This window comes from Aeromonas sp. FDAARGOS 1405 (genome assembly GCF_019048265.1).
Classification (GTDB): Bacteria; Pseudomonadota; Gammaproteobacteria; order Enterobacterales; family Aeromonadaceae; genus Aeromonas; species Aeromonas veronii_A.
Genome location: NZ_CP077311.1, coordinates 1,151,864 through 1,164,630, shown reverse-complemented (window position 1 = coordinate 1,164,630; position 12,767 = coordinate 1,151,864). Strand labels below are relative to the sequence as shown.

Here is a 12,767-nt window from a genome sequence, read left to right as displayed (position 1 = left end):
TTATACAGGCGGGGATTATACGGCCTGAGCGGCCAGAGACCAACCAGCAGGATCAACGAAGGGGGCGGTGATAATCTCGATATTGGCCCAACACATCGCCAGAAAAGCTCAATAGCATGGCGCGTGGGGAATCCAACACTTGATGGACGGGATCAAAACGAAGTACTGCTGCGTGCAAACGGCCTTCAGGTAAGGTCACTTCCGTGTCGCCCATCATGAGTTGGCCATCTTGATAATACCCATGCTGGAAGTGCACGATGACATCATTCACCATCAAGGTGCCCAGCTTGAGCTGCAGTGACTCTCGTTGCATCTTTCGCAACGCAAAGAGACTGGACAGTGACGGACGCCCATCGGGCATCCGCTGCATATATTCCTGGGTAGTTAATTGATATTGCAATTGACCCTGACGATCGAAGACACGCTCCCGATAATCCTTGTAGCGTGCCAACATACCGGCAGCTTGTGCCGTCGGTATCAGCAAAAAGAGCACCCCCAGCAGGGGCGCTCTGCATTGTTTACAGCTGATCGGCACAGCTGACCTTGTTTCCATCCAGATCGGTACAAGATACAAAGACTTTGTCAAAGGTCGACCCAGCTACCGGTGTCATTTGGGTTGACCAGTCATAGCCAACTCCCTTGGCGTAGATGCTAGTGTGGCTGTCTTGATCTTCCTGCATCCAGCCGATGTACTTGAGTGCATCGTAATCGTTTTGGGCATGAAGCGCCTTGAATTCATTGCTCGAGATCAGGCACATGGGCTCTCCCATTGCCTTGGAGAGTTCGGCATCCCGCACACCCACTGCACAGTTGCCAGATACCTTGATGGTTAAATCGCTGCGATCCAGCATCTCGTCAAAGAACGGGATAACGTTGATGTTGAATTTGACGCCAACCTCTTTGGGTTCCCAGCCCATGCCGGTGTCTACGTACTTAGTCTCAATGCTTTCCCACTGGATAGTGGGCGCCTTGCCCGAGAAATGGTCGGCAAACTGCTTCAGGGTTGCGGCATTGGAATCGATCTCATCTTGGGTCAGCGATTCGTCCAGCTTGCTCTGGTCTATGGTCAGTGCAATGTCTACCGCATCCTTTAACTGTGCCTTGGCCTTGGTCAACCGAGCCCTGGCCTCATTGGTCAGACGGAAGAAGTCCGCATGTGCCACTAGCGCATCTGGCTCGATATCCATCTGGCTGAACTGGGTCTTGAAGGTGCTGGCGCTCTCTTCATAAGTGGTATGGAATTGCTGCCCCCAGCTTTGCTTGATATGCATGCGAGGCAAGGTCACCTCTTCTTGCTGGGTTGCATACGCATTATCCGGGCCGTATTGGTAGGATGCGGCAATATTGAGTGCCGATGCCATCGCCATCGCTGAGGCGCGTAGGGCCTTGGCGCTGTCGAAATTGAGGGTAATCGCATCGTTGTCACCATAGATTGAGCTGTAACCCGGGTCCTGGATATCGGCCAGGGTGGCGGCGACCTTGTCCATACTATCGGCATAGGCCCCCATCAGCTTGGCTACGTCACGGGTATATCCTTTGCCACCCTTGAGACTAAAGGCCATGGAGGCGGAGTATGGTGTGTGGATAATGACATCGATCACTTTAGCCAGGTTGGTGCTGTAATTAACGCCCATCTCAGAAGAGGTAAAGCCTAAGCGTTCTGCAACAACAGGGTCGTTGGTTACTTCGAGCATGGCCAGCATGGCCAGCACGATCTGGCGATCGGTTTTGCCAGTGTCTGTGGTCTCGGCCTGCAGCGTGCTCTTGTACTCCTTGAGCTTATCTTCCACATGCAGGGTTTTCAGATCGGTCAGCGTCAGCAGATCGGTGAGTACCTTGTTGACTGCAACTGATTGACCATTAATCACTGCCAGCGAGGCATTCATATGTGCTTCGGCAGCTTTGGTATCAACCACTTTTTTGTCGAGCTGTGCCTGTTTCAGGGCTTCATTCAGGCTGGTATTAAAAGCGTCATCGCTTTCAAAACGGATGGTATTGCCCAGCTTGGCGATGGCATCAGGCTTCAGGGTGATACCGTTCGCAGGATCGTTGTCGTCATCCATGGTTTGCATCAGGGCGGCGATACGAATGGCGCGATCTTTGTCACCCTTCTCGGCGATGGTGTATGGGGTTACCAGGGTCTGGCCCTTTTTAACCTGAGTTTCCCCAAGCGGGATTGAGCCCAGTTTGAAGGTGCAGGTGTCACCGTCATTAAAGAGGAACTGACCTTGCGAGTTCGTGACGTCCGAGTAATTGCCGCAGGTGTAGTTCAAACCGGCTACCGCACTATCAATAAAGGTGGCAGTCAACGCAGGTTTGGTGGCGTTTCCACCATTGCCACTGTTATTGCCATTATCTGTGCTGGCACTGTCGCCACCACCGCCACAACCAGCCAGCGCCAAGCTGGATAACGCCGTCACAACCGATAAAGCCAGAATATTTTTTTTCATTTTTATTTTCCTGAAACAACGATGCATATGTCACCGGCACCTGGCTGAGGAAGTCAGAATGGGTGGCATGACTTGATGCAAAAGAAGCCCAATTGATGTCTTTGTTAGTTTCATTTGAGATCTATGCGGCGGGCATCATACAGGGGCTCATATGGTTTTCAACTTGATCTGGATCTCGAGTTCATATGAATTGTGAGCTTGCTCAACAAAGTGGAAGCGGGGGTTGATTGTTGGTTAGGGAATGTTGACTGGAGAGTATTAGAGATAGGGTCTGTGAGCGTTGGTCGTTTCCAGCTGTAGCCAATCCTTGCTCACGCGGTTTGTGGGGATTTTGCGAGCCGGATCACGGGCTTGCCGGGGGGCTGGATGAATAAGAGGGGAAAACGGTTTACAGTAACTTGCTGAACAATAAGAGAAATGTCGTTTGGGTCTTTTGGTTGTCAGCATAAAAAACTGAAAAGTAGCTAAAAAACAACTGCTTATAAGGTTATTTGCTTAGAATTCAAACCGTTAACGCAAACGTTTTTCCCTTATCATTTGCTTGACCCGCATCGGGGCTGGCTTAGAGTTAGCCTGCGTGCTAGATAGCCTGCTCTGACAGGCAAGCAAGTTCCCTCACTTAATAACAATCAAGGATACGATCGTGACTAAAGTGCTCAAGCTGGCCACCGTGGCCTCCCTCACTCTCGCTGCTCTCTCTGCTCAGGCTGCTTCCGAACCAGCCGTCATTTATGACACCGCGGGCAAGTATGACAAATCATTCAACGAAGCCGTGTTCCGTAACGGCGTCGAGCTCTACAACAAGGACAAGGGCGTCAAGGTCAAAGAGTTTGAACCCCAGAACGAAGCCCAGCGCGAGCAGGGTCTGCGTCGTCTGGCCAGCCGTGGCAACGGCCCGATCGTGGCGGTCGGTTTCAACATGGGCTCTGCGGTAGAAAAAGTGGCGACCGAGTTCCCGAAAACCCAGTTCACCATCATCGACATGGTGGTCGACAAGCCGAACGTCCAGTCCGTCATCTTCAAGGAGCATGAAGGTTCCTTCCTGGTGGGTGCACTGGCTGCCATCGCTTCCAAGAGCGGTAAGGTCGGCTTCGTGGGCGGCATGGATATCCCGCTGATCCGCAAATTCCAGTGCGGTTACGAGCAGGGTGCCAAGTTCGTCAATCCGAAGATCGAAGTGTTCCAGAACATGGCGGGCTCTACCCCGGCCGCGTTTGCTGACCCGGCCAAAGGTGCCGAGCTGGCCAAGTCCCAGTTCGCCAAGGGCGCTGACGTGGTTTACGCCGCAGCTGGCGGTACCGGTATCGGTGTCTATCAGGCAGCCAAGGACAGCGGCAAGTTCGCCATCGGGGTGGATTCCAACCAGAACCACCTGCAACCGGGCACCATGCTGACCTCCATGGTCAAGTCTGTGGGTCTGGCCGCTTACCAGACCTGGGATGACGCTGCCAAAGGCGAGTGGAAGCCGGGTATCAAGAACCTGGGTCTGGCCGAAGGCGGTGTGGATTGGGCGCTCGACAAGGACAACGAGAAGCTGATCACCCCGGAAATGAAAGCCAAGGTAGATGCCATCAAGGCTGAAATCATCGCTGGCAAGGTCAAGGTTCATGACTACATGAGCGATAACACCTGCAAATACTAATTAGATAGTTGCTACGACTCTCAACGCACCACCGGCCCGCACGGGCCGGTTTTTAGTCTTATTTCATGAAACGCAGGGCTGCATCATGGACCAGACAGATCGCTATGCCATCGAATTAAGAGGTATCGATAAGCGGTTCGGCGAAGTGTACGCCAACAAGCTGATCGACCTTAAGGTTCGCAAAGGCAGTATCCACGGCATTGTCGGCGAAAATGGCGCCGGTAAGTCCACCCTGATGAGCATCATTTATGGTTTCTACCATGCCGACAGAGGCGAGATGCTGATCGACGGGAATCCTTTCAAACCCCATGGCTCACAAGATGCGATTGCCGCAGGGGTGGGCATGGTTCACCAGCACTTCATGCTGGTCAACAACTTCACCGTATTGGAAAACGTCATCCTCGGCGCTGAGAACGGCTGGCACCTTCAGCAGAGCGTGGCGTCAGCCGAAAAGTTGCTGGGCGAACTGGCGCGGGATTATGGCCTAGACGTGCCGCTGCACGAGAAGGTCGAAGAGCTGCCGGTTGGCTTGCAACAGCGGGTCGAAATTCTCAAGGCGCTCTATCGCGGCGCCCGCATCCTGATCCTCGACGAGCCGACCGGGGTACTGACCCCGCAAGAGGCGGATCACCTGTTCGAGGTGCTGAAAAAGCTGCGGGATCAGGGGGCAACCATCATCCTTATCACCCACAAGCTGCGGGAGATCCTGGCCATTACCGATCAGGTCTCCATCATGCGCCGTGGCGAGATGGTGGCCCACGTCGCCACCAGGGATACCGACAAGGAGCAGCTGGCCGAGTTGATGGTGGGCCGCAAGGTGCGCCTCAAGGTCGACAAGGGGCCAACCCAGCCCGGTGAAGCCAAGCTGAAGATCGAAGGACTCAGCTACTTCGATGCCAGCAAGGTGGAGCGGGTCAAATCGGTCAGTTTCGAAGTGCGGGCCGGTGAAGTGGTCGGCATCGCCGGGGTTTCCGGCAACGGCCAGTCCGAACTGCTCAGCCTGCTTGGAGGCATTCTCAAGCCGAGCAAGGGCAGCTTTACCATCAGCAGCCGCAGCGGCGTGCACAAGGTGAGCGCGGAGCATCCGGCCGATCCGGAGCTGGTGCGCAACTACGGCCTCGGTCATGTGCCGGAAGATCGCCACAAGATGGGGCTGATCAACCGCTTCGAGGCGAAAGAGGCCTTTATTCTCGGTTATCACCGTCGCCCGCAATACAACAAGGGGTGGCTGCAGAACAAGGAGGCGATCCAGCAGGACTGTCAGGCCAAGATGGAGAAGTGGGACGTGCGCCCACCCCATCCCGATCACAAGACCGCCAACTTCTCCGGTGGCAACCAGCAGAAGCTGGTGATTGCCCGTGAAGTGGAGCAGGACCCGGATGTGCTGCTGATTGGCCAGCCGACCCGCGGGGTCGATATCGGCGCCATCGAGTATATCCACCAGCAGATCATCGCCATGCGCGACAAGGGCAAGGCGGTGTTGCTGGTCTCGGTGGAGCTGGACGAGATCATGAGCCTCGCAGATCGCATTCTGGTCATTGCCGATGGTCGCATCGTCGGCGAGCTGGATGGTGCCAAGGCGGATGAGCGCACCATTGGTCTGATGATGGCGAACATAGTGCCGGATGAAGTTGCCAAGGAGGCCCACTGATGAGCCAAGTACGTATTCCTGCCTGGGTCTCCGTGGGCGTCTTGTCTGCGGTCAATATCCTGCTGGCCTTCCTGGTGTCGGCCATTCTGTTCTACTACCTCGACATCAACCCGGTCGATGCCGCCAAGATCATGTGGTACGGCGCGTTCGGCACAGGTGAAGGGGTCGGCTTCACCCTCTACTACGCAACCGGCTTTATCTTTACCGGTCTGTCGGTGGCGGTCGCCTTTCACGCTGGTCTGTTCAATATCGGCGGTGAAGGTCAGGCCTATATCGGCGGGCTCGGTGTGGGTCTGGTCTGTCTGATGCTCGGCGATGTGCTGCCGTTTGCCCTGCTGTTGCCGCTCTCCATCATTGCCGGTGGTCTGTTTGGTGCGGCCTGGGCCTTTATTCCGGCCTGGCTGCAAGCCAAGCGCGGCAGCCATATCGTGATCACCACCATCATGTTCAACTTCATCGCCGCCTCGCTGATGGCCTATCTGCTGGTGGAGGTGTTCAAGCCGCCCGGCTCGATGGCGACCGAGAGCAAGGTGTTTGCCGAAGCAAGCTGGCTGCCCAAGATGAGCGGGCTGGCGAACCTGTTCGGGATGGAGATCCCCAACAGCCCGCTCAATATCAGCTTCTTCTGGGCGCTGATCTGTGCGGCGCTGGTGTGGGTCTTTATCTGGCACACCCGCTGGGGTTACGAGATCCGCTCGGTCGGCGCCAGCCAGAGTGCCTCCGCCTACGCCGGTATTTCCTATCCCAAGGTGGTGATCCTGGCGATGGTCATCTCCGGCATGCTGTCGGGCTTCTTTGCCCTCAACGTGCTGCAGGGTGAGCTGCACCAGATCAAGCTCAACTTCGTGGAAGGGTTCGGCTTCACCGGTATCGCGGTGGCGCTGATGGGGCGCAACCATCCGGTCGGCGTCATCATCGCCAGCCTGCTGTTCGGTTTCCTCTATCAGGGGGGCGCCGAGCTCAGCTTCGAGTTCGGTGTCGACCGCAACATCGTGGTGGTGTTGCAGGGTCTGGTGATCCTGTTCTGTGGCGCCCTTGAGCACATGATGCGTCCGCGCATCGAGCAGCTCTATCTGGCGTTTGCCAACCGCTCAGCCGCACAAGCTAAAGGAGTCTGATCATGTTTGAAATTCTGATCCTGATGCTGGATGCGACCATTCGTACTGCGCCGCCCCTCATTCTCGCCGCCATGGCGGGCATGTTCTGCGAGCGCTCCGGGGTGGTCAACATCGCGCTGGAAGGCAAACTGCTGGCGGCGGCGTTCGCCAGTGGTGCGGCGGCGGCGGTCTCCGGTTCTGCCTGGGTAGGTCTGGGTGCCGGGGTGGGTGTCTCCATCCTGTTTGCCCTGATGCACGGCTTTGCCACCATCACCCACCGCGGTGATCAGGTGGTGAGCGGCATGGCCATCAACATTCTGGCGGCCGGTCTGACCGTCACCCTGGGCCGTTACTGGTTCGATCAGGGTGGCCAGACCCCGGCGCTCTCCGGCGATGCCCGGTTCGCCCCCATCGATCTGCCCTATGCCAAGGAGCTGTGGGATGTGCCGGTGATCGGCCAGCTCTACAGCGAGCTGCTGAGCGGCCACTCCCTGCTGGAGTACGTGGCGTTCGCCTGCGTACCGCTGGCCTGGTGGGTGATGTTCCGTACCCGCTTCGGTCTGCGTCTGCGGGCGGTGGGTGAGGCGCCCGCAGCGGTCGATACCGCCGGTATCTCTGTGGTGCGGATGCGCTACACCGCGCTCCTCATCGGCGGCCTGCTGGCCGGTATCGGCGGTACCTATCTGGCGGTGGCCCAGACGGCCCAGTTCATCCCCAACATGAGTGCGGGCAAGGGCTTTATGGCGCTGGCGGCGCTGGTGTTCGGCAAGTGGCGTCCCTGGAATGCCATGGCAGCCTGCCTGCTGTTCGGCTTCCTCGATGCGGTCGCCATCCGCCTGCAAGGGGTCAGCATCGGCGGCTTCGCCATTCCGGTGCAGGCCATCGAGGCACTGCCCTACATCCTGACCGTGTTCCTGCTGGCCGGCTTTATCGGCCGCGCGGTGGCGCCGAAGGCGCTTGGTACACCCTATGTGAAGGAGCGGGAGTAGCGCCCTCTATCGCGATATTCCCACCCACGCAAATAACAGCAGGCCCACTTCGGTGGGCCTGTTTTTTTATGGGCGGGACGGGGCAGGTCAGCCGGGATCTGGATGGTGTGATAGAGGGGGATGATGGCGTGAAGGGATAAAGGGGCTGCGTGAGTTGCTGCGGGTAGCGGCTGGTGTACAAGAGCTGACCCCTCTGCCAGCCCCATAAAAAACCCCCTCGTATCAGGAGGGGGTTGCACTGGTTATTGCCGGATTAACCCTGAGGCTCAGGGTGCCAGCACCAGCTTGTAGACACCAAAGCCGGGGTGTTTGGCATCGGTGGGCGGCAGGGTCTCTACATAGTTCAGCTTGCCACCGGTCAGGGCTTGCGCCTCGCTGCGTGGCGAGCTGTAGATGCGCAGATCCAGATTGGCGGGCAGGGGGGCCAGCTGCCAGTTGTTGTCTGCCGGGGGCTCGAAACCGGCCGGATTCTTCTCTGCCAGATCCTTGAGGTATTCGGAGAGCACTTCGCGGGTTTCGAACTGATCTTCATGGACGATCACCTTGGCGTTGATGCCCGGGAAGTTGCCACCACCGCTGGCGCGGTAGTTGTTGGTCACCACGTAGAACATCTGGGTCGGGTCGATCGCCTTGCCCTGATAGGTGAGGTTGGTGATGCGATAGCTGTCGCTCACCTTGTTGCCATCCACATCGTAACGGGCGGGTTTGGTCACATCGACCTGATAGTTCACACCGTCGATCACGTCGAAGTTGTAGGTGCGGTACTTCTCGTTGACCAGCCACTGGGTCGCGGTGCTTGCGGCATCGATCTTGTTGAACTGGACGGCGCTCTTCTCCAGCCACTCCTGTACGGACGCGCCATTGATGGCGACCACCTGCAGGGTGTTGGGGTAGACATAGAGGTCGGCCACGTTGCGCAGGGAGATATCGCCAGCCGGTACATAGGTGAAGTCGGTCGGGCCGTTGCGACCGCCACGGAATGGCGCGGCGGCGGAGAGGATGGGCCATTTCTCCTTGAGCTGACCATCTTGTTGCAGCTTCTTGGCGTGCCACAGCTGGGCGTCGCTGACGATCTGGATGGAGGGGTCATCCTGCACCAGCGCGAAGAAGCTGTGGATCGGCTTGGTGATCTTGCTGAGGGGCTCGTCCAGCCACTGGTTGGCCTGCTCGTGCTCGGCAATGACCTGATCGACTACCGCCTGATCTTCGGTGCTGGTGGCGCTACTGTCGATCTTGCGCAGCTGGGATTGGCTGGAGGCCACTTCCCAGCGACCCTCTTTCCAGGTCATGTGCAGGTCGATGATACCGAGGTGATTGCCCCAGACGCCCGGCATCACGGTCGGTACGCCCGCCAGAGTGCCTTTCTCGTTGTCCACGTCGGTCATGTTGGGGTAGTCGCCCGGGAAGGTGCGGTGGGCGTGACCCAGCAGCAGGGCATCGACCCCTTTTACCTTGGCCAGCGGCAGAGCGGCGTTCTCCATCATGGGTTCGCGCGGGTCACCTATGATGCCGGTATGGGCCACGACCACGACGATGTCTGCGCCCTTGGCGCGGATTTCGGGTACATAGTGCTCGGCGGTCTCGACCATATCGGCCACCACCACCTTGCCTTCCAGATTGCGCTTGTCCCACTGGGTGATCTGGGGCGGAGTCAGGCCCAGCACCCCGACCTTGATGGTCTGGGTATTGCCGTTGGCATCCTTCACCTGACGATCCAGCACCACATAGGGTTTGAACTTCTGCTTGCTCCAGTCGATGGTGCCCTTGCCATCACGACTGAAGGCATCGGCCTGGAAGACGTTGGCGTTGATGTAGGGGTAGTTGGCCCCTTTCAGGGTCTCCGAGAGGAAGTCGAGACCGAAGTTGAATTCGTGGTTACCCAGGTTGCCGACATCATAGCTCATGGTGTTGAGCGCCTTGATGGCGGGGTGGGTTTGCTTGCTCAGCCACTGCTGTTTGACCTGCTGGTCGTGGATATAGTCGGCCAGCGGGGTGCCCTGGATCAGGTCGCCGTTGTCGATCAGCAAGTTGTTGGCGTTCTCTTCGCGGGCCTTGCGGATCAGCACAGCGGTGCGGGCGAAGCCCAGCGAGGCATCCGGCTTGTTCTGGTAGTAGTCGTAGCTCAGCAGGTTGGAGTGGATATCAGAGGTTTCGATCAGCCGCAGGGTGAGATCACCGGGGGCCTGAGAGTTGTTGTCATCACAGCCGGACAGCAAAAAGATAACTGCCACCGCGCTCAGTTTGAGGGTGGTTTTCATTGTTGGATTCTCTTGTTATGGGTATGCCAGCGTGGTGCATTCTATCGACAGCAAAAGAATCCGATTGTGAGCAGGCTGGCAATTCGGGCTAATTACCCTCCTGTTAATAGAGTTATGACTCTGATTTTCATCTGTTTTTTGTCTTTCTTTCGGGCCGCTACTTTCGCTGCTTTTCCGCCGTGAGTCACCCTGTCGTCACCGCTGTGCGGTCGGGGCAAGCGGCGCGGCCTGCCGTTCCTGCGAGGCTGTAATGGTTGGTTACAGATCTCCATTCGACTGATAGATGACCTTTCCCTTAAATTCAGCGGCGGATGGTCTGGCGCTGGTCTACCCGAAGGGTGAAACCGTGCAGCACTGGGGTGTCTGGGTGGATCATCAGGTGGGCAAGGTCGAGACCAACAGCCAGTGGCTGGGTCAGGCTGACCAGAAAGCCGACAAAGACGGGATCTACCCGGTGCAGTTGATCCGCAACAGCGAACGGCTCGGCACCAGCACGGCGCTCAGCTCGGTGACCAACGACCACAACCTCATCACCTTCCAGGATCAGCCGGTCATCGATCTGCAGGGCAAGGAGACCAAGCGCTGGGTTTTTGATTTCACCCGCACCGGCACCAAGTTCTCCGACAACTCCCCCATCTATTCCGGTTTCAGCGGTCATGTGGCGGTGACGGCCCTGACCACCAAAGCGGTGACTACGGCCAGCTGGAGTGCCACGGACAGCGATGGCTTCAGCAGCGACATGGTGGGCAAGGTGGATACCACCAACAACGGCGGCAAGCTGTCGGTGGCGATCGAGTTTCCGGCGGCAGGTTGTACGCTGGTGGGCGAGGGGAGTGCCACTGCCGGGTTGAGCAAGCTGACCATGACCGGGTTTGGCAAGTGCAACTTCAAGCAATCCGCTGCCGCCACGCCGATCGAAAACCTCTGGAATGCCGCTCTGGCCCGGGCGATGGATAACCGCGTCGCCTATGTCACCACCTATACCACGGATGCCAAAAAAGATGCGTTGGTCATCGGCTTCCCCGACACCAATGGCCTGCTGATCACCGCTGACAAGCGATAAGCAGCTAACGGCAGGGGTTGGCAAACGCGCCTGAAACAACAAGGGAGCCAGTGGCTCCCTTGTTGTTTTCAACGCACGGTTTACAGCAGGAACAGTGTCGCCAGCCCGAGGAAGATAAAGAAGCCGCCGGTATCGGTGATGGCGGTGATCATCACGCTGGCACCGACTGCCGGGTCGCGGCCGAGGCGGGTCATGGTCATGGGGATAATCACCCCCATCAGGGCGGCCACCAGCAGGTTGAGCATCATGGCCAGGGTCATCACGGCGCCGAGCGCCGCATCCTGATAGAGCAGATAGGTGGCGATGCCCATGGTGCCGCCCCACACCAGCCCGTTGATAAAGGCGACCCCGAGTTCCCGCAGCAGCAGGAAGGAGAGGTTGCCTGCCTGAATGTGCTGCAGCGCCAGCGCCCGCACTATCATGGTGATGGTCTGGTTGCCGGTGTTGCCGCCGATCCCGGCGACGATGGGCATCAGGGCCGCCAGCGCCACCAGTTGGGAGATGGTGTGCTCGAACAGGCCGATCACCCGCGAGGCGACAAAGGCGGTGCAGAGGTTGATGGCAAGCCAGGCCCAGCGGGTCTTGACCGCCTTGGAGACAGGGGCGAACACGTCTTCATCCTCGCTGATACCCCCCATCCGGCGCAGGTCGGTGTCACTCTCCTCATAGACCAGATCCACCACCTCTTCGACGGTGAGGCGGCCCATCAGCTTGCCCTTGCCATCCACCACGGCGGCGGAGAGCAGGTCATCCCGCTCGAAGGTGCGGGCCGCCGCTTCGTCGTTATCCTCCGGATCGAAGGTGACCGGATCCCGCTCCATCACGTCGCTCACCAAGGTGGCGGGCTTGTGCAGCAGCACAGTGGTGAGGGCCAGCTCCCCCAGCAGGTGGTTGCGCCGGTCGATGACGAACAGCTTGTCGGTGTTGGCGGGGATCTTGCCGCGCAGGCGCAGATAGCGCTGCACCGTGGCCAGACTCACCTCGGGGCGGATGGTGATGATCTCGAAGTCCATCATGGCGCCGACGGTGTGCTTGCCGTAGCGGATCACCTCCCGCACCCGATCCCGGTCGGCGGGGGCCATATAGGTGAGCAGCCGCCCCATCAGGTTGCGCGGCAGGTACTGGCCCAGATAGATCTGATCGTCGATATCCAGGGTGCGCAGGGCGTGCAGCAGCTCTTTGTCGCTCATCCCGCTGATGAGGCTGTCCCACACCGTCTCCGACGCTTCGACCAGGATCTGGCCGCGTTTCTCCTCCTCCACCAGCGCCCACAGGGCATGACGCTCATCGGGCGGCAGCGATTCCAGCGCATCGGCGACGTCGGCGGCGGGCAACCCGTTGACCAGCGTGGTGAGTTCGCTGGTCTGATCGCGCTGCTCGGCATCCTGCACCACCTGCGGGTCGAGCAGGCTGTCGGTGAGGGCATCATCGCGCAGCAGCAGGGTGAGAATGCGGGATCTGTCATCCGCGCGCTGCCGGGCGCTGTTCTTGATGGGAAGAGACATGGGATGAATTCCTGAGATGGTAGCCAAGGGCTCAATGCCCATAGGATACCAGACTTAAAACAACAGGTTATGACCGTGATGGGAGAAGAGGGAGGTAAAAGTGAGGCCACCT

At 58.4% G+C, this 12,767-nt stretch carries 9 protein-coding genes; 5 read left to right on the top strand and 4 right to left on the bottom strand.

Annotated features, from left to right (window positions below; all coding sequences use genetic code 11):
• Positions 1-52 precede the first annotated feature (52 nt).
• Together I6L35_RS05540 and I6L35_RS05535 are read right to left on the bottom strand one after the other, a co-directional pair.
• Positions 53-454, bottom strand: a complete 402-nt coding sequence (locus I6L35_RS05540) for a hypothetical protein (RefSeq protein ID WP_216979742.1) — start codon at positions 452-454, stop codon at positions 53-55.
• A 64-nt stretch (positions 455-518) separates the two neighbouring features.
• Positions 519-2,450 (bottom strand): hypothetical protein, encoded by a 1,932-nt coding sequence (locus I6L35_RS05535; RefSeq protein ID WP_216979741.1) that lies wholly within the window; start codon positions 2,448-2,450, stop codon positions 519-521.
• A 643-nt stretch (positions 2,451-3,093) separates the two neighbouring features.
• On the opposite strand from I6L35_RS05535, the gene I6L35_RS05530 reads away from it, so the two are divergent.
• From I6L35_RS05530 to I6L35_RS05515, 4 genes are all read left to right on the top strand, one after another.
• Positions 3,094-4,092: a BMP family protein gene (locus I6L35_RS05530; protein ID WP_005340803.1), complete on the top strand. Its 999-nt coding sequence runs from the start codon at positions 3,094-3,096 to the stop codon at positions 4,090-4,092.
• A gap of 85 nt (positions 4,093-4,177) precedes the next feature.
• A complete protein-coding gene (locus I6L35_RS05525; protein ID WP_216979740.1) occupies positions 4,178-5,743 on the top strand; it encodes an ABC transporter ATP-binding protein in 1,566 nt (521 codons plus the stop codon).
• Positions 5,743-6,861 carry an ABC transporter permease gene (locus tag I6L35_RS05520; RefSeq protein ID WP_005357011.1) on the top strand — a complete coding sequence of 373 codons (1,119 nt, stop codon included), beginning with the start codon at positions 5,743-5,745 and terminating at the stop codon, positions 6,859-6,861. The genes I6L35_RS05525 and I6L35_RS05520 overlap by 1 nt, the downstream gene beginning before the upstream one ends.
• Before the next feature lie 2 nt (positions 6,862-6,863).
• Positions 6,864-7,829, top strand: a complete 966-nt coding sequence (locus I6L35_RS05515) for an ABC transporter permease (protein ID WP_005340795.1) — start codon at positions 6,864-6,866, stop codon at positions 7,827-7,829.
• 266 nt (positions 7,830-8,095) lie between these two features.
• On the opposite strand, the gene I6L35_RS05510 is transcribed toward I6L35_RS05515, so the two are convergent.
• The gene (locus I6L35_RS05510; RefSeq protein ID WP_216979739.1) at positions 8,096-10,087 is read right to left on the bottom strand and encodes a bifunctional 2',3'-cyclic-nucleotide 2'-phosphodiesterase/3'-nucleotidase; all 1,992 of its coding nucleotides are present in this window, start codon (positions 10,085-10,087) and stop codon (positions 8,096-8,098) included.
• A gap of 283 nt (positions 10,088-10,370) precedes the next feature.
• Here I6L35_RS05510 and I6L35_RS05505 point away from each other — a divergent pair, with 283 nt between their 5' ends.
• On the top strand, positions 10,371-11,150 hold the full coding sequence (locus I6L35_RS05505; RefSeq protein WP_254204527.1) for a hypothetical protein: 780 nt from the start codon (positions 10,371-10,373) through the stop codon (positions 11,148-11,150).
• Positions 11,151-11,230: 80 nt separating this feature from the next.
• Here the strand turns inward: I6L35_RS05505 and mgtE are convergent, their stop codons facing one another.
• Positions 11,231-12,655, bottom strand: a complete 1,425-nt coding sequence (gene mgtE, locus I6L35_RS05500; protein ID WP_043821442.1) for a magnesium transporter — start codon at positions 12,653-12,655, stop codon at positions 11,231-11,233.
• Positions 12,656-12,767: the final 112 nt, after the last annotated feature.